At 36.7% G+C, this 17778-nt stretch carries 16 protein-coding genes; 11 read left to right on the top strand and 5 right to left on the bottom strand.

Features of this window, described 5'->3' with window-relative positions; genetic code table 11:
• Positions 1 to 802 precede the first annotated feature (802 nt).
• The 10 genes from VJ786_RS06955 to VJ786_RS06910 all read left to right on the top strand — a co-directional run bounded on the left by VJ786_RS06955 (position 803) and on the right by VJ786_RS06910 (position 9791).
• Complete coding sequence (locus tag VJ786_RS06955) at positions 803 to 1219, top strand: hypothetical protein (protein WP_144038154.1); 417 nt, start codon at positions 803 to 805, stop codon at positions 1217 to 1219.
• On the top strand, positions 1216 to 1767 hold the full coding sequence (locus VJ786_RS06950) for a hypothetical protein (RefSeq protein ID WP_336557483.1): 552 nt from the start codon (positions 1216 to 1218) through the stop codon (positions 1765 to 1767). Before VJ786_RS06955 ends, VJ786_RS06950 begins: the two co-directional genes overlap by 4 nt.
• 230 nt (positions 1768 to 1997) lie before the next feature.
• Positions 1998 to 2822 carry a hypothetical protein gene (locus VJ786_RS06945; RefSeq protein ID WP_099367222.1) on the top strand — a complete coding sequence of 275 codons (825 nt, stop codon included), beginning with the start codon at positions 1998 to 2000 and terminating at the stop codon, positions 2820 to 2822.
• Between the two features lie 19 nt (positions 2823 to 2841).
• On the top strand, positions 2842 to 4104 hold the full coding sequence (locus VJ786_RS06940; protein WP_218962215.1) for a WG repeat-containing protein: 1263 nt from the start codon (positions 2842 to 2844) through the stop codon (positions 4102 to 4104).
• 166 nt (positions 4105 to 4270) lie between these two features.
• Positions 4271 to 4894 carry a hypothetical protein gene (locus tag VJ786_RS06935; protein ID WP_099367223.1) on the top strand — a complete coding sequence of 208 codons (624 nt, stop codon included), beginning with the start codon at positions 4271 to 4273 and terminating at the stop codon, positions 4892 to 4894.
• A gap of 385 nt (positions 4895 to 5279) precedes the next feature.
• Positions 5280 to 7004, top strand: coding sequence for a S41 family peptidase (locus VJ786_RS06930; protein ID WP_099367224.1), 1725 nt, complete (start codon positions 5280 to 5282; stop codon positions 7002 to 7004).
• Positions 7005 to 7096: 92 nt separating this feature from the next.
• Positions 7097 to 7654, top strand: a complete 558-nt coding sequence (locus tag VJ786_RS06925) for a dihydrofolate reductase family protein (protein WP_099367225.1) — start codon at positions 7097 to 7099, stop codon at positions 7652 to 7654.
• 22 nt (positions 7655 to 7676) lie between these two features.
• The gene (locus VJ786_RS06920; RefSeq protein ID WP_144038156.1) at positions 7677 to 8018 is read left to right on the top strand and encodes a PadR family transcriptional regulator; all 342 of its coding nucleotides are present in this window, start codon (positions 7677 to 7679) and stop codon (positions 8016 to 8018) included.
• Entirely contained in the window at positions 7994 to 9061 is a 1068-nt protein-coding gene (locus VJ786_RS06915) for a permease prefix domain 1-containing protein (RefSeq protein ID WP_099367227.1), read from the top strand. Before VJ786_RS06920 ends, VJ786_RS06915 begins: the two co-directional genes overlap by 25 nt.
• Before the next feature lie 25 nt (positions 9062 to 9086).
• Positions 9087 to 9791 (top strand): SMUG2 DNA glycosylase family protein, encoded by a 705-nt coding sequence (locus VJ786_RS06910; protein ID WP_099367228.1) that lies wholly within the window; start codon positions 9087 to 9089, stop codon positions 9789 to 9791.
• A gap of 9 nt (positions 9792 to 9800) precedes the next feature.
• Here the strand turns inward: VJ786_RS06910 and VJ786_RS06905 are convergent, their stop codons facing one another.
• Entirely contained in the window at positions 9801 to 10409 is a 609-nt protein-coding gene (locus VJ786_RS06905) for an outer membrane beta-barrel protein (protein WP_099367229.1), read from the bottom strand.
• 273 nt (positions 10410 to 10682) lie between these two features.
• Positions 10683 to 12101: a hypothetical protein gene (locus tag VJ786_RS06900; RefSeq protein WP_218962216.1), complete on the bottom strand. Its 1419-nt coding sequence runs from the start codon at positions 12099 to 12101 to the stop codon at positions 10683 to 10685.
• A gap of 183 nt (positions 12102 to 12284) precedes the next feature.
• On the opposite strand from VJ786_RS06900, the gene VJ786_RS06895 reads away from it, so the two are divergent.
• Entirely contained in the window at positions 12285 to 14996 is a 2712-nt protein-coding gene (locus tag VJ786_RS06895) for a GH116 family glycosyl hydrolase (protein ID WP_099367230.1), read from the top strand.
• 9 nt (positions 14997 to 15005) lie between these two features.
• On the opposite strand, the gene VJ786_RS06890 is transcribed toward VJ786_RS06895, so the two are convergent.
• The 3 genes from VJ786_RS06890 to VJ786_RS06880 form a co-directional block, all read right to left on the bottom strand.
• Positions 15006 to 16523 carry a sulfatase family protein gene (locus tag VJ786_RS06890; RefSeq protein WP_099367231.1) on the bottom strand — a complete coding sequence of 506 codons (1518 nt, stop codon included), beginning with the start codon at positions 16521 to 16523 and terminating at the stop codon, positions 15006 to 15008.
• A gap of 168 nt (positions 16524 to 16691) precedes the next feature.
• Positions 16692 to 16919: a YgaP family membrane protein gene (locus tag VJ786_RS06885; RefSeq protein WP_099367232.1), complete on the bottom strand. Its 228-nt coding sequence runs from the start codon at positions 16917 to 16919 to the stop codon at positions 16692 to 16694.
• A gap of 83 nt (positions 16920 to 17002) precedes the next feature.
• Positions 17003 to 17620 carry a Crp/Fnr family transcriptional regulator gene (locus tag VJ786_RS06880; RefSeq protein ID WP_099367233.1) on the bottom strand — a complete coding sequence of 206 codons (618 nt, stop codon included), beginning with the start codon at positions 17618 to 17620 and terminating at the stop codon, positions 17003 to 17005.
• Between the last annotated feature and the right edge of the window lie 158 nt (positions 17621 to 17778).

The raw sequence follows: 17778 nt of genomic DNA, 5'->3' as shown, positions 1-17778 counted from the left end.
GGCATCAACAAGGATAGTAATTTACGTTCGGCTTCTTGCAAGGGATAACTGTTTTAAAGATGCTAAACTAAGAAATTTTTAGTATTCCCCCCCAAGGATTCAGCTTGATCCCAGATCTGGCACAATCCTTCCTTCCTAGCGAAGGTGCTAATTATCAATAATCCATTCAGAAATATATCGGATATTTTTTATCCTTTTTAAGGTAACATGCAGTTTTCCCCTTGTAAAATCCGAAAGTCATTTTATTTTTTTTGCTGAGCTTAATATTTCTCCGAAATGCTAAGAGAACAGCATATTGGGGTCAAAAGCTAAATTTACCAGATTGGATGAATAAAATACCTAGCTCTAGGTATTTATCTACATGATATGTTCGGGTAGCTTTGTAATAGGTAATAAATCTAATAAAATATGTCAAGAATCATCAAAATTATGGTAAGCATGTATGGCATGGTGTTTTTCCTAACGGTCTCTGTGCTGGCACAAAAAAAACATTAAAGATTTCAAAGGTGTGAAAGAATCAAACTATAAAAAGTTAATAGAAAAAAATGATAGAGTTAGATTTATACGTGCTACTAAACTATTGGTACCTATTCAAAAAAGCAGATCACAGTTGACACTGAAATACGGCTTCCGGCTTCCGACTCAATGCTATCTTGTTCAGCATTAATTTTTCGTTTTAATCCCAGAATCAATAAGAAAAATGAAATACTATGTTATGGATTTAAATATATTCCTCAGTGAGAATTGAACAATTGACACTTACTAATTTGAAAGAGAAAATAAAATGAAAATTTTTATAAGAATGAAAACAATTGCAAAATTGGGTCTAACTGGGCTATTCGTTGTAGCCTATGCAGCATTTAACAGTGTAGCAGCACAAAAGTATAAGTTTAAAGCAAGCTTAAAATATAAACCAGCTCATGATTTAAATGAAAATACTAAATCGGAGAAAGAATTTCTTATTGATTTTAATAAAAAGAAATTCGGTAAGTTTCCAATTGTGTCAGATATTAAGATAGAAAATAATAAAGGCCATCAAGATCCAAAACTCAATAATTTACTATATATTTTTGCTATCGAAGGCTATAAAGTATGGTTAACCATATCTAGTTCTGGGTATTATGACGAACTATTCCTTTATGATAAAGATTATGATGGAATATTTTCCATACGTTATTATGGAAAAGCTACTGAAATTAATAAAAAGAAAGTAAAATGAGAGCACTAGAGCTATTTATATTGGCACTAATGCTGTTTATAATGAACGGTAGTTTCGCACAGCATGCGAACAGTGCAAAGGGAGCTTTTGGTTATCCGGATTCGAAGAACCCTAAGATCGTTAATATTCAAAAGATTTTTGATGCCAAAGAGATAGATGTTAATAAGCTTACAACCGAGTACGACGCGATTTTTAACGGAGGAAATATGGAGGATAAGCTCCATCTTTTTGTGTTTGATCTTAGTAATCCATTAGGTTCATATGCCGATTTTATGAATAAATATCCTGAGCAGGTTACTCCTATCGTTGAAGCCTTAAGCATACTCCCCGAATCGGATTTTAAAACCTTTGCAACAGCAGTGCTATATAAAAGTGTCGCGGATAGAACAATCCGAGAAGAAGAGAAAACGAAATTTCTTAGCTCAGCATTTCATATGTTTCGCCATCTCGCTTCGCGTGGAGATGAAAGAAGTTATATTCCTCTTGCAAAAGCAGCATCCGAATTATATGTCTTGGATTTTAAGGACGATATCTTACAGAAAAACTAATATTAGAACTCTTTGGCAATTATTTTAGTTTACTCTCTAAGCATGAGCCTTTATTTGATTATTTAAGAAAAGGCTTATATCATGAGAATATCTATAATATTGAGTTTTCCGAGACAGAAAAGAAACAGCAACAAAATTATAAAGATATTTCAAGTAAAATCATTAAGAGATTTTTGGTCGACTTTCCTGATAAAGATCAATACATCATTTATCATTTATGGAAGTCACATTTGCTTTCCCATTCTTTTATAGGCTATAAGATTGAATTCAATCCAGAAATAGGGAAGAGGATAAGTGACTTGATAGAGAGTTGTAAAAATGAGAAAGCCATTGATTACAACAGACTGAAATCAATTGATTTTCTTTTCCATTATTTTCTGGATGAAGGAGCCAATTTGGATATTCAGGATTATATCCAGCTATTTAATTCCAAAAAAGAAGCTTATGACTCTTTGATAGGATATTTAGAAACAATTTCTGATTCCGAAATTTCAATGGAACTATTAAATAGGCAGCCGAACTGGACAGAAATATTTCGATCTGAAATAGAGCAGGACATCAACCGCTCATTCCCTTTAATTGTTCGTTATTCCAAAGAACCCGAAATCTTTTTAACCAACAATAAAATCGAAGTTCATACAATACAAAAATCGGTCGAGAATTTTGATTATATCATGTCTTTATTATTTAACAAGGAAGTTCGAGGTGGAAATTCTCTTTACAGATTGTTTCAATATAGCCAGCTGATGGCAAAAGTAATGGAAAAGAGTTCATTAAAAAACAATAGCGAGCTAAAATGGGAAACAGCTAGAATGTTACTTGATTTTGAATATGCTTATTTGCGAATAAAAGAAATCCATAGCCCGACTATTTTGGGAATAAGCGCTACGTTCGAAAATTGGACTTCTGCCGAATTAAAGAAACACAAAAAAGACATCAATAAAAAGCTATTAGAGTATAATAAAATTTATGATAAAGTAAGCGAAAAAACCGATGAAGGCGAGATTGTGAAACTCGAACTGAATAAAATTGCAACGAAATTTGGACTACTTTAACTACAAACAATCAGAAAACATGTACGGAATCAAACTATTCATAACAACAATCATGCTATTTATGGTAAGCTTTAGCTTAGCTCAGTCTATTATAAATCGCTCGGGCATCTCAGGCGATAAATATCTTATTATTGATGATAGCACTGGCAACATACTATTTAATTTTTCAAAACATGAATATTCGGGTGTTGGTAAATTTTCCGAAGGTCTGGCACAAGTTATAAGTTATGGTTATCATGGTTTTATAGATAAAACAGGTAAGGTGGTAATACCTTTAAAATATAAAAACGCTTTTGGTTTTTCCAATGGATTGGCAAGAGTAGAATTAGATAATAAATGGGGATTTATTGATAAAAACGGAAATGAAGTTGTTCCTTTAAAATATGGATATGTTTATGATTTTTCCGATGGATTGACAAGAGTAGCCTTAAACAAAAAATGGGGATTTGTAGACAAACTAGGAAAAGTAGTCACCGCTATAAAATATGATGGAATTACAGATTATTCAGAAGGTTTGGCAGTAGTTGTTTTAAATAATAAAGTAGGCTTTCTAGACAAAATTGGAAATGTGGTAATTCCTTTTAAATATGAATTTGCCGATAGCTTTTCCGAAGGATTTGCAATAGTAAAACTTTTCGATAAATATGGTTTTATAGATAAAACAGGTAGAGAAATAACGTCTATAAAGTATGATGATGTTTCTTTTTTTTCCGAAGGCATGGCAGCAGTATTATTGAATAAAAAAGTTGGCTTTATAGACAGGACTGGTAATGAAGTAATTCCTTTGAAATATGAATTTGCCAGTAACTTTTCCGAAGGATTTGTAAGAATAAAACTAAATAATAAATGGGGTTTTCTAGATAAAACAGGTAAAGAAGTAATTCTCTCAAAATATGAGGATGCGGGTGATTTTTCCGAAGGATTTGCAAATGTAAAATTTAATAATAAATGGAGTTTTGTAGATAAAACGGGGAATGAATTAATTCCTTTTAAATATGAAATCGTCAATAGTTTTTCTGAAGGTCTGGCAGCGGTGGTATTAAACAATAAAATCAATTTTATAGATAAAACTGGAAAAGAAGTGTATGAAATTGTTAAAGATTATATTGAAGGCTTAGCAGCTGTAAAAAGCAATAAAAAATGGGGTTTTATTGACAAAAAGGGTAAAGTAATCATTGCAATAAAATATGATAGTGTTGCCAGCTTTTCTGGTGGAGAAGCTCATGTAACGCTAAATAATAAATGGTTTAGTATTGACAAAAAGGGAAATGAGATAAAGTAAAATACTTCATTTAGTAAACTCCTATTTAAGTAAAACAAAATAATTGAAGTTAAATTGGAAACTTAAGAATCATAAAGTTATTACCAGAATCAATAAAATTGTTTAAGGAGAGTGTTGGTTTCGTAAATATTTGTACTATACGTGGTTAAAAATAAAGAAAAACAGTATGGATTCTACATATATTAATATTCTAAAGCAAAAAAGGGAGCACCTACAGCTACAACTTAAGTTTGATGCATTTGCAAAGAATTATGTATATCCTTTGTTGGATGTATTAGCCGAAATGAAACATTTGGATATTCGCTTTCGGGTGGTGTCGCTACGCGCTGTTCCTAACGACTTGCAAGCTATACTGTTGGAACAGCTCCGCGATGATACATTGATGCATCACAATCTACCACCAATACCTATAGAGGTCGATACTAATTTGCTGAAACAGTTAATGAAACGGTATCCCACAGTACATACAACGCGTTATTTTCCTGAGCTGCCGATTGTAGCCGTGATGGGTACTCAGTGTGGTGTATTGCAGGACCTTATTAAGGAACAACGCTTATTTGACCAATTCGCTTATCTGTGCTGGGTGGAATATTCATTAATGCTGGAGGTAGACCTGAAGCAGTTCGCGGAATATGCTACTGCTAATATATTAGATATTCAAGGAAATGATGTTGTTCTTTTCCCGGCAGATTTTGACTGGGTGATTGTATATAATGCCTTTGAAGACCAATTGCAGTTCGCAGCGTTGAATCATGTTTCAATAAATTCACCGGATTCTTTTCTTCTTTAACATTTATTATCCATTTTCTCTACAGCGTCTCCAACCTTGCCATTCAAAATATGTTTGTTTTCGGGCTGTAATCGTGCTTTAAGTATGTTTAAAGCAGGGTTAAAGTATAAAGTAAGTATGCAAAGCATACATTTTACATACTTTTAGCATACTTTCAGTATGCTTTTACTTCGAAGCGAACTATGCCCAAAAGAGTCCTAATTGAAAGACTTTCCAAAACCCGTCTTTTCCCTACACATCACTAACATTTCCATTACATTTCGAATCTAATTTATAAAATATAAGGGACTATTTAGATCTAACTATTATATTAAATCCCTATTAATTGTTCCCTAATAATTTATCACGTATTTTTAGGTTACTATCAAGCACTAGCCAATAAACAATGAGAAAAATCTTCCTAATTATATGCCTTTTCTTCCTTCAACAATTACACGCGAAAGAAAATCCGGTTTTTGATTTTATAAAAGTTTGGAATTTCCTTAAATATTATCATCCTGATTTGGCAAGTGGTAAGCTGGATGCAGATAGCCTATTCTTAAACCATATAGAAAGCAAAAATTTAAATATCAACCAGTCTATTTCTTTGCTAACAAAAGGATTGACTAATATTGTTAATTCTACAAAAAAAGGTAATGCCCCATCGGATATAGTTGATGATAATCAAGATTTTGATTGGTTTGAAAGGAATCCATCAATTACCATTAAGAATAAAAAACTACTTAGAGCAATTCATAGAAATAGGTTTATAGGAGAACAACATTACTATGTTCCAAAAGATGGTTTTACCATCGATATCCCCCATGAAAAGGCTTATAATTTTTCTAAAGAGGAGAACCTTCCATTGAAATTCAGACTACTGGCGTTAGCTAAAATAATTGGAGCAATAGATTATTTATATCCACATAAATATTTAATGGATGGGCATTCTACGGAAACATTGAAGAGTTTAATTGATGAATGCCTAATTGCAGATTCTAGAAAAGCATTTGAAACTGTCCTTGCTAAATCGGTAGCACTTTTGGAAGATACACATTCCTATAAATTCTATTATCAGTTTCATCATAAAAAAGAAATCTACCACACATCATTTTTTGCACCCTTTGATTATCAGATCCTAGATGATTATGTTTTGGTCACCCACATTATCATCCCAGAAATTTGTGAAAAAGCAAATATTGCTGTTGGGGACAGAATAAAAGCAATTAATAGCCAGTCAATCTCAGAGATCATCCTGGAAAAGAGTAAATTACTTTCTACATCCAATAGAGCAGGTTTATTAATCCGTTTATCGGATTATCAGCAAAATCTGCTGTGGATGGATGATGATACCATTAAAAACCTCACAGTTCAAAAGGCAGGGCATTCAGATATACTTCAGACTAAAATAGCACTTGTAAATCCAACTAATAAAGCAGAATTGGAGATTATTCTTTCCTACCTAAGGGGAAAAATACAATTAAAAAACAATCGGACATTAAATCATCCTGATATTTCCTATTTCAGAATTGACCAGACCTTTTATTTTATTGAAGATGTCGAGGATAATAAAATCGATTCAACGATGGACAGCCTTTTCACTAATGCAGCATCAAAAAAAGCAATCGTTTTTGATATGCGAGCCTATCCCGATTGGGGAGGGTTTATTTATACCTATGTATACAAGTATTTCGGTCAAAAAAGCAATTATTTTGGGAAATACTACCAACAGAATTTGAGCAATATTGGCACTTTTTCCTATGTCCAAAACCCAGAAACCTATTTCCCTGCCAACCAAAAACTCAAATCGCACCAATATAAAGGAAAAGTATTCATTCTGGTCAATGAAGAAACATTAAGTGCCAGCGAATGGAACACGATGAATCTACAGCATATCTTTCCTCAATCGATTACGATAGGTCAACAGACTGCGGGAGCTGATGGTGATATCAAAAGGTTGATGCTTCCTGGAGGATATCAATTGGAATTTACAGGAAATGCCATTTTTTATCCCAACAATGATCAAACCCAGAAAAAGGGACTGAGGATAGATCAGCATATCCCATACACGGATGCTGATTTCCTTATACCAGAGGATCGAATTTTTGAAATAATTAAGAATCAGCTTTAATGTAACCGATCAGCTTATTTCGCAGGAATATTTCTTGCCATATGGCAATCCGAATTCCTTTATACATACCTACATTAGAAATAAAAAAGAATATGGGAAAAATCATTGCTGCATTCAATATGACCATTGATGGAAATTGTGATCATAGAATCCCTAATCCGGATCAAGAAGTACACGAGCATTATGCTGATCTATTAAAGCGTGCAGATGTAATCCTTTATGGCAGAAAGACATTTGAACTTATGAAATATTGGCAAAATTTGATTGATGAGCCTTCAGATGTTAAATCTAGAAATGATTTTGCTGAATCCATCGATAAAATTCCAAAAATAGTTTTTTCCAATACCATGTTATCAACTGGCTGGGATTCCGCGAAATTAGCAGGTAGTACATTGTATGATCAAGTTATCGATCTAAAAGAACAAGGTAGCAAGGTTATTTTGGTCGGTAGCCGAAGTTTGATCATACAATTGCTCAACTTAAATTTAATTGACGAATTCCAACTTTGCATTTTTCCCATCATTGCAGGACCCGGCTTACAATTATTTGAGAATATTAATAGTAGGACGGATTTTACTCTTCAGTATATAAAAAGATTTAATTCTGGGGCGGTTATTCATTATTATTCCAAAAGTATTTTGAATACTTAGAACTTCTAAGTATAATTGTTCTGTGAAAGAACTTAGTAAAGAATTAATGGCAAGTGCCTTGGCACCACTCGTCCTGCTGATTTTGAAAAGGCAAGAAAGTTATGGATATCAAATTATCCAACTTTTGAAGGAAAAAACAGGATCAGAACTTTCTGTGGCTGAAGGTACGTTATACCCTGTGTTAAAAAAAATGGAGACAAAGGAATGGATCCTTGGCGAATGGAAGAATTTAGATTCCGGTCGCCCAAGAAGATATTACCAATTGACCGAGAAGGGTAGAAAAGAACTAGACAATCAATATGAACAATGGAATTTTATCAATGATTTAATACATCAATTATGGGAAAAACCGATTTCAATTTAGATCAGGCAATTGCCAATCATATCCTGCTCATTCAGCAAAAGGGCAGTACCACCGATTCAGATCTCGCTGAATTAAAGGCGCATTTGTATGATGCCTTCGAAGAATTGAAATCCAATGGATTAAATCCCGAAGAAGCATTTATGGTTGCCCGTCACCGCTTAGGCGATACGGAAATATTGACTAATGAATACAGCAAGGTGAATCCTAGTGTCCAGACCAATAAGATATGGGCTTATTTGTTTTTGGGTGTAGCATTATTGGCACTAGGATGGACTTTTCTACGACTATTAGGAGGAGGTTTTTACCTACTTGTTTTCAAAAATTATCATACATCGGCTGGTTCTTCTGTAATGGTTGTTCTATTCCATATTGCCTTAATAGTGTTGATTTTCTATCTTGTAAAGAAAAAGCATAACATCTCCCGCTTTTTGGAAAGACAAGTGGATATTAATCCGATTAAAACAGTGTTATTGGCTTTTATTCCATTGGCTATGACGATTTTCATTCCAAGGCAACTGAATTTTCAAATGATAGATGCTTTGAGATATCCAATCTATAAATTTGATAATGATTATGTCGAGTTTAGTCTCTATTTATTGGGAGTGAGTCTGGGTTTAGGAGCTCTCAGTATTATCTTTAGCCTAAAAAACGTAGGTCATATCAGTTTAAAATCGTTGTTGGCTAAACCGTCCATTTTATTGCTGTTGATCTTTGGTTTTGCAACGGAATTATTAGCGTCTTCTACCCGAATCTTTAATAATTTAGAAATCATTTCAAATGGTCTTATTTTTGGTTTTATATACCTTTTAGGATCTTTTTTAATCTCGTATTATAACGTAAAAGGTAACCTTATCAAAAATCTAATTACCTTCTCTATTATTGGATTTGTTTTGGAAACGTCAGTAGGGATCATGGCGGATATTGATAGAGGATTTAGCCTAACCGGCTATTTCGTGTCCAGCTTGATCTTGGGTGTAATTATTGGTGCATTATTGGGCATTAAAATGAAACCAACTGAATTGGAACAATCGGTCATCAATTAAAAATCAGCCATCAAATCCTGAATGAATGTCAACTACCTTAGCAGATAAAATCATCAGCTTTAACAAAACCCTGCATTATCAAGGGAATTTACCCCCAGATTTCAGGGTAATGAATCCATTTCTTGAAAATCCGGAAACATTGGTAGTGATGGCACAATTCTACCATAAATACTATAACGACAACAATAAGCGAAAGTTTATCATAGGCATTAACCCTAGTCGGCATGGTGCTGGGGTTACGGGCGTTCCATTTACCGATACTAAACGCTTGAAAACCGAGTGCGGAATTGAAATGCAATCTGCCCATACCCACGAAGTGTCATCCGTTTTTTTCTATGATATGGTTAGGGCGTTTGGAGGGCCCGAACGATTCTATTCCCAATTTTATGTCAATTCCCCCTTTCCTTTGGCGATCATCCGCCAGGGAAAGAACAGACAATGGACCAATGCCAATTATTATGATGATATGGCCTTATTTCAAGATGTGAAACCTTTTATGATTACCTCCTTGAAAAGACATATCGAACTTGGCCTGGATACTTCAGAAGTCTTTGTCCTTGGTAAGAAAAATTTAAAATTCCTGGAAATCATTAATAGGGAAGAACAGCTATTCGAAAAAATGACGGCTCTTGAACATCCCCGATATATCCAGCAATATAAATCCAAAGACAAAGACTTTTACATCGATAAATATTTGATAACCTTAGCAGGATTGAAAAACAATTTTTAATCAGACTTTTTATCTCTTATTAAATTCATATCCAATACCTATCGAACTTGTTCTGTTAAAAAATTTTGATTGTGATTGATTTGACATATTTACAAATCCTGCAGCGGAGGCTAGGTGGAAGACCAGGCCATTATTCAGTCTAAAGCCAGCCAGGGTACCCAAACCAGCATCGAATGGCTTAATCTGGTTCTCTAGTTCTCCCATTTCTAAATCTACGGAAACACCTCCAGAAGATAATTTTGCACTTATTCCATATGCTAGATAAAATCCGCCACCAATAAAAAAGTCGCCTTTTCGGGTAGGGATTCTACCTAAAAAATTGACAGGTAATTGGAGATAAAGAAATTTATCTGTGTATTTTCTGCCATCTTCTTCATAAGCTCCCCCTTTTCTTTCTAAGGATAATCCGGGTTGTATGGAAAATGTAGGTTTGATCTGGGCATCATAGTAGGCTGTTAAATGATAATGCGGTGCAATCTTAGTGATGGCGGTCATATCATCCGTCCTAGAAAATTCTTGGGCTAGGTTTAAACCTCCTCTTATTCCAAAGCCACTTTGGGCTTGTGCATAAGCTCCTATAGAAAGCAATAGGGCGATACTTAGAAAGATTCTTTTCATTGGTAGTGTTAATAATTTTGGTTTTCAACACTAAGATAGGGATAAGTTGAGATATTCGGTGCTGGGTATAGAGAAATTTGATAAAGGCAGCACCATGTCATGCTGAGCACGATGTCATGCTGAGCATCATGTCATGCTGAACATCGTCGAAGCATCTGTTCGTAAGCAACCGTACAGATCCTTCGACTACGCTCAGGATGACATTAATTTTGCTCAGGATGACATTAAGTTTACTAAGGATGACACCCTTTATGGCTTAGCATATAACAACCTCTATGGCTTACTATAAGCTTCAGAAACATCAAACTCTTCAAAATTCCTAATCTCCGATAACCTTGTTAATTCTTCCAAACTAATATCCTCCCAGGTATCCTCAAAAACCTCCTCACCACCATCATCCTCCGCTTGATTAATATTCTTCCTCGTCAGTTTCTTTTTGGTCAGAAAGTTTATACTCGTTTCGCTTAAAACAACAGGTCCATGATTCGAACTCTCATCGTATCCAATCATTTCAAAATCCCGATTCCTATAAGTAAACGTATAGGCCCAATGCCCATATCTACCATGTGCATAATGAATCTTTAGGTTCCCTCGCTCCACCATAATTCCTAAATCCGGGGGAAAATAAACTCCTCCTTCCTCGTTTTCAGAGGTAAAACAGGTATAGTTTTTCAATCCCAACTCATAATGATCCTTTTTGTTGAACAGTATAATGATCCCCCTTCTATTCCTATCCACCATTTTCCCATGCGTATTCTTAACCACCATACTCGTATCAGTTCCCTTGATCAGCATAATCACATCTTCTAATCCATCCTTATTCAAATCCCCTTTGATCAGCCCATCTTCCTGACCCTCCGCCGGATATTCGTCCTTAAATAGTTTATATCCCTCTGGAATAAAATCAAACGGATTTTTAGATCTCCAAACAGCCTCTTTCACCGGCTCAAAATTGGTATTGATAAGGGTTATTTTGTAATATTTGGTTACATGTTTATTTTCCTCCCAAAACATGACTTCCTTCATGTAAAGTACCTCTTCGTTTTGCCAGAAGGCTTCGGGGATATGGCATAAGAAAGTCTTTTCCCTTTTTTCAAAAACTTCCGATAAGGGAATGATATTTTCAAACCTTCCTGCCATCTTTTTTTGGATAAAATAGGTGTCACATTCCTGTCCAGGATAATAACCATTCAATCGAACGGTTTTCTGGGGTGAATTATACATCAAATCGGGATTACCTGCAATTTCCGTTTCCCGACCGTCCTTAAGATCAAAACTTACATCCGAAGAATGACCACCCTCAAACAGAATAATATCTTCCGAAGGATAATAGGCCACAAAACCCTCTTCATCGTATGGGCTATTATAGATACCTCCGTTTCGGAATAAAATCCGTCTTAAGCCTTTATATTCCTGATGTTCACGGAATTCCACAACCCCTGTCAACATCTTTTTTGCCGTGGCAAAATCCGTGATCTTCTGTAAAGTATCTACCGGTTTGGTCTTGGATTTTTCTACATAAAATTGAATGGAATCAATAAATTCAATGTCTAAGGAATAATTCTTTTCCCGTACTTCCCAGATCTGATTTTTACTTTTTTGAACTTGGCTTTGGGATTTTGAAGTTTGATTACAGCTCGCAAAGAAAAGCAATGGAAGCAGAAAAAGAAGGAACGCGGAACGTGTTTTCATAAGTTAATTTCATGGTCGTCATTAATCATCCTAATCCTAACAATAAACGTTCCGTATTGTAACAAATTGTTCATACTGATTCATTTATAGCTTAATTATCGCTAAATTAAGTAAGATTGTAAAATCAACTATAAACAGATCCCTAAGGTATAAGCAAATACGCAAGGGAATTCCAATTTGAACATGAATAGACGCCATTTTTTAAAAAATTCCAGCCTCTTGGGCTTTGCAACCTTACTAACTCAATTTCCGGTATGGGGAAAGAGTGTGTTTGCTTGGGAAAACCCTATCCATAACATTCCAGAAAACAAAGGGATTAATCCAGCATGGATAAAATCCTTGTACCTAAAAGGCGATAAGATTGCTTATCGAAAATCGAAGGATGAACTGAAATACATAGGCATGCCCATTGGCGGTTTGCATACAGGTACCGTATATATCGGGGGCGACGGGAAACTATGGCTATGGCAAGTATTCAATGATTCTTACGATGGTATGAATGAAGGGGTGGAGAACAAGGTCATTCAATGGCACAATTGGAAAGAAATGGTTAAGGTAAGGCCAAGGGATGGGGCAGCCTATGTTGAACCGCCATTGGCAAAAGATCTTCAAAAGTTTACACAAGGTTTCCAAATACAGGTATTGGATGGGAAGAAAATACAGCTTAAAGATTTGGATGCAGCATTGTGGGATGAAGTAATTTTTGAACCCACCTATCCATCCTGTAAGATTACCTATACGAGTCAGGATTTTCCGGTGGATGTTACCTTAACTGCTTTTACGCCATACATTCCATTAGATGTAGAAAATTCCTCTCTGCCCTTATCCTGTTTTCATCTCGATGTTGTGAATAAGACCAATAAATCCCTTGATATCCAATTGATCGGCTATTTGGAAAATGGTGTACATCATGGGAGAACCGATTTTGGACAGGTAAAGAAGGTAGCTCAACTCCATGAAAAGAAAGATGGAGCTAAGTTAATTCAATTTTCATGCAAGGATGTGCCTGAAGAATTCCAGCTTGCGGGTGACCATGGAACGATGGGGATCACCTGTGAAGATGCGAATGCCATATACCATGTGAATTATAAGCTGAAGGATTTATTCAATAAGAAGGCGAATGATGAAAATATTTCAGCTGTGGATTTCCAAGAATCACAGATCGGTGCGATCCAAATCTCCAAGAAGTTGGCTCCTAAGAAATCGACTGCTGCTCGTTTCGCAATTGCTTGGCATTTTAATCATCCACATCCAAAGTTAAAGGCAAAAATTAAGGATGCAAAGGATGGCTATTGGTATGGAACAAAATTTAAGGATGCTGCTGCAGTATTAGCTTATTACCTGGAAAATAAAACCAAGCTTACCTCCGAGACGCTGGATTGGGTAGATACCTGGAACGACAGCAGCTTGCCATACTGGTTTTTGGACAGGACATTCCTCAACATAGGAACCTTGGCAACCGCAAATACCATGCGTTTTGCTACAGGACGGTTCTGGGGCTGGGAAGGTATCGGAGCTTGTGCCGGAACTTGCACCCATGTTTGGCAATATGGCCAATCGATGGGTCGGATATTTCCTGAACTGGAGCGGAATCTCCGGGAAACAACAGATTTAGGTGTCGGTTTTAAACCCGATACCGGAGCAATCATCTTTCGGGCAGAATATGAATCCCGACCGGCAATCGACGGACAGGCAGGCGTTATTTTAAGGTTTTATAGGGATCATCAGATGAGTAAGGATGATGCTTTTTTAAAACGGAACTGGAGTAATCTGAAAAAGGCCATCCAATTTGTTTTGGATCAGGATAAAAATGGGGATGGGATGACCGACACGCCCATGGAAAATACATTGGATGCTGTATGGGAAGGAGAGATTGCCTGGATAGTAGGTTTATGTCTGGCAGCCGTACAGGCAGGAGCAAAAATGGCGGAAGAAGTTGCTGATGCTGAATTCCAAAAAATCTGTGAAAACTATGTCCTAAAAGGGGCCAAGCATATGGATGAAGAATTGTTCAATGGAGAATATTATATTCATAGACCTAACAAGGACTTTGGACGGAAGAAATTGGGATCTTATAATACCTGCCATATCGATCAGGTTTACGGACAGGCATGGACGCATCAATTGAACCTGCCCCGCATCAATGATAAAAAGAAAACCTTATCTGCCCTACAAGCTTTATGGAAATATAATTTTACCAATGATGTTGGTCCCTATATCAAAACGCATTTAAATGGAAGGCCCTACGCGTTGGCAGGAGATGGGGGAATGGTCATGAATACCAATCCTAAAAATGAGGATAAGCCATATGGCGAAAATGTGACCTGGCAACTTGGTTATTTCCATGAGTGCATGAGTGGCTTTGAACATCAAGTAGCCGCTCATATGATAGCCGAAGGAATGCTGGATGAAGGGTTGATCCTGACCAGAAAAATCCACGATCGATATCATGGTTCAAAGCGAAATCCTTTCAATGAAATCGAATGTAGTGACCATTATGCCCGCGCGATGGCGAGCTATGGCAGTTTCATCAATGCCTGCGGATTTACGTATCATGGCCCACAAAAAAGCATAGGATTTGATCCAAAAATAAACCCGGAAGAATTTAGGGCAGCATTTACTGCGGCAGAAGGTTGGGGAACCTTTTCCCAACGATTAAACCTGAAAGAGGGGCCAATGGCCGATATATTCATGCGTTATGGAACTTTAACCCTTAAAAGGTTGAGTTTGGGAGATGGCTTTGCATCCCATCAAAATAGATCCTTAACGGTCTCATTGAATGGACACCCATTGGAGACATCCAAAAAAGGGGGATCCGACAATAAGAAAACAATGGAGTTTGCCGAAGAAATAATCCTTAGAAAAGGAGATAGGCTGATCATTAGCTATTCCTGAAGGGAATAGCTATTTGTTCTTTTCTTTTTCCAATAAGTCCTGAAGTTCTTTTACTTTCTCCGGATATTTTTCTGCAAGGTTAACCCTTTCCCCTTGATCCTCAGCTAAATTATACAATTGGGGAACTTGCGAATTCCCTAATTCGGTATTCGTTTGTTTATTGATAGCCCGGCCATTATTAGGCACTATATATTTCCAATTATCCTTTACGATCGCCAATGATTGCGCATGCTGAACATAGATAGAACGGCCATTTTTATCCTTTCCCTGTAAAGTAGAAAAAAGCATCTCACTATCTTTTGCATCCTGTGGTTTGTCCTGACCCAACATTTCTGCAAACGAGGCAATCAGATCGATCTGACTGTACAAGGCGTCGGTTACATGGTTCTTTTTGATGCCTTTTCCCGCCACAATGAACGGAACTCGGGTTCCACCTTCAAAGTTGCTGTATTTTCCACCTCGGAAAGGACCGGCAGCTTCATGCCCATGACTCTTCTCTACAGACTCATCCTCATAACCATCGTCGATTACCGGGCCGTTGTCGCTAGAAAACACAATGATGGTATTATCCCTCAAGCCCAGCAGTTCCAATTGTTCCATGATCTGGCCAACTGTCCAATCCAATTGCAAAATGGCATCCCCACGGTATCCAAGTTCACTTTTTCCTTTAAAGAAGGTGGCTGGCATCCGGGGTACATGCGGTTCCGTAAGGGAAAAGAACAAGAAGAAAGGTTGTTGCTTATTCTTTTTGATGAAATCCTGTGCGACCTGGAGAAAGGTGGTCGAGACTTCTTCATCCACCCAACGGGCTTTGGTTCCGCCTTCCATAAAACCGATTCTTCCAATTCCGTTTACAATGGTGTTATTATGCCCATGATTGGGAGATGCCTTCATTTTTAACAACTCAGGATTTTCTTTACCAGTTGGTTCGTTTCCGATTTTTTCCTGGTAATTGACGCGGATGGGATCTTTAGGGTCCAATCCAACCACCCGATGGTTTTCCATGAATACGGTGGGTACTCGGTCAGCAGTTGCTGGGAAGATAAAGGAATAATCAAATCCGACCTCATTAGGTCCAGGTTTGATATCCTCATTCCAGTTCTTTTCCACTTGATTGCCTAAACCTAAATGCCATTTTCCTACCACCGCTGTTTGATATCCCGCTTGTTTAAAGACCTTGGGCAAACTTGCCTTGTCCGTAGGAACGATCAATTTGGCATCTCCTGGCAGAACGCCCGTACCTTTTTGGCGCCATGGATAATTACCAGTCATCAGGGCAAAACGTGATGGAGTACAGGTAGCTGAAGTACTGTGGGCATTAGTAAACCGTGTTCCGGATTTTGCCAAGGCATCCAAATGAGGTGTTTGAATTTTGCTGGCCCCATAGGCGCTCACATCCCCATAACCCAGATCATCCGCATAAATCAGGATGACATTGGGTTTTGCTTTATTCTTTTGCGCATAAACCGTATGGAAACAGATGATGGTTAAAACCATCATGGAAATCTTTGCAATAAATGAATTCATTTCTTTGGTAATAGGTTAGCTCTAAGATAGCATTAATTACCTTATTAAAGAAACAAGGTGCCTTTTGGGGCACCTTTATTTCAATTTATTGGCCTTTAAGTGTTGATAATACTAGTGTGATCAAGGCTATCATTTCCCATCGGCCTAAGGGTGTTAGATGTTCAATTTTTAGAATTCGTGATATTCATTGGCATCATTGTTTTTCCTCGTAGAAATGCCGAATATACTATAGATAGGACATACGCCTATTAGACTAGTCAGGATAAAAATCCCAGCAACAAGGAGTAATATGATAGCTAGAGTTCCTGAAATTATACCCAAATAATATAATACGGCAATAATGAATGCGATTGATATGCGGATGATTTTATCCGCGGTTCCCATGTTCTTTTTCATAGCATCGTTTGTTAGTGTGATAACACAAAAATGCAACTCAAAACATTTAAACTACGTGACATTTATCACAGAGCCTAAAAAAATTACAGGATTTCTATTTTATTTCTTGAAAGCTTGATTAAACCGCGTTGCTCAAATACCTTTAACAGCCTAGAGACCACTTCCCTTGAAGTAGATAATTCGATAGCGATATCTTGATGTGTTAATTTCAGGATGGTTGTTTGCATTATCTCTGCCTTGGATTTCAAATGTTCGAGCAGTCTTTCTTCGATCTTCTTGAAAGCCACATTGTCTAATGCATTGATGATTTCATCATAGCGTTGATCCATGGTTTTCAGGACAAACAGCCGCCAACTGGCATATTTTTCAAACCACTGCCTGGCTACCGATGATGGAACAGCAATTAATTCCACATCTTCTTCGACAATCGCCTTGATGTTGGATAATTTATCCATCAGCGAGGTGGATAGGGAAACCGCACAGGATTCGCCAGCTCGGATATAATAGATGAAAAGTTCATTGCCGTTCTCTGTCTGTCTGAGCACCTTGACCGTGCCTTGGATCAATAATGGGATGACCTTGATATATTTGTTGGGTTCAACGACTATTTTACCTGCTGGAACCTTTAAATGAACTCCCTTCTCCTCCAATTCTTCCCGAAGCCCAGCTTCCGTCAGAAAGTTGAATACGTCTGCAATCATGTTTTTTTGTATAGTGTGATCAATAAACCATGAAATTAATGTTTAAACACGGACAATCCTCAGAATTGAGCGATAATGCTTTAGAATGTAGCTGTATTGCTAAATATAACCATAATTATTCGTAGCTTTAGTTATGCCAATTATGAACAAATATATCT

This window comes from Sphingobacterium tenebrionis (assembly GCF_037126265.1).
GTDB lineage: Bacteria > Bacteroidota > Bacteroidia > Sphingobacteriales > Sphingobacteriaceae > Sphingobacterium > Sphingobacterium tenebrionis.
Note: the sequence above shows the minus strand (reverse complement) of the source record. Positions and strands in the feature narration are given on the sequence as shown.

Excerpts from the sequence above, each read along its gene's own strand:
- VJ786_RS06955 (WP_144038154.1), top strand. The coding sequence starts at position 803 with ATGAAAACAATTGCAAAATTGGGTCTAACTGGGCTATTCGTTGTAGCC.
- VJ786_RS06950 (WP_336557483.1), top strand. The coding sequence starts at position 1,216 with ATGAGAGCACTAGAGCTATTTATATTGGCACTAATGCTGTTTATAATG.
- VJ786_RS06940 (WP_218962215.1), top strand. The coding sequence starts at position 2,842 with ATGTACGGAATCAAACTATTCATAACAACAATCATGCTATTTATGGTA.
- VJ786_RS06935 (WP_099367223.1), top strand. The coding sequence starts at position 4,271 with ATGGATTCTACATATATTAATATTCTAAAGCAAAAAAGGGAGCACCTA.
- VJ786_RS06930 (WP_099367224.1), top strand. The coding sequence starts at position 5,280 with ATGAGAAAAATCTTCCTAATTATATGCCTTTTCTTCCTTCAACAATTA.
- VJ786_RS06925 (WP_099367225.1), top strand. The coding sequence starts at position 7,097 with ATGGGAAAAATCATTGCTGCATTCAATATGACCATTGATGGAAATTGT.
- VJ786_RS06915 (WP_099367227.1), top strand. The coding sequence starts at position 7,994 with ATGGGAAAAACCGATTTCAATTTAGATCAGGCAATTGCCAATCATATC.
- VJ786_RS06910 (WP_099367228.1), top strand. The coding sequence starts at position 9,087 with ATGTCAACTACCTTAGCAGATAAAATCATCAGCTTTAACAAAACCCTG.
- VJ786_RS06905 (WP_099367229.1), bottom strand. The coding sequence starts at position 10,409 with ATGAAAAGAATCTTTCTAAGTATCGCCCTATTGCTTTCTATAGGAGCT.
- VJ786_RS06900 (WP_218962216.1), bottom strand. The coding sequence starts at position 12,101 with ATGAAAACACGTTCCGCGTTCCTTCTTTTTCTGCTTCCATTGCTTTTC.
- VJ786_RS06895 (WP_099367230.1), top strand. The coding sequence starts at position 12,285 with ATGAATAGACGCCATTTTTTAAAAAATTCCAGCCTCTTGGGCTTTGCA.
- VJ786_RS06890 (WP_099367231.1), bottom strand. The coding sequence starts at position 16,523 with ATGAATTCATTTATTGCAAAGATTTCCATGATGGTTTTAACCATCATC.
- VJ786_RS06885 (WP_099367232.1), bottom strand. The coding sequence starts at position 16,919 with ATGAAAAAGAACATGGGAACCGCGGATAAAATCATCCGCATATCAATC.
- VJ786_RS06880 (WP_099367233.1), bottom strand. The coding sequence starts at position 17,620 with ATGATTGCAGACGTATTCAACTTTCTGACGGAAGCTGGGCTTCGGGAA.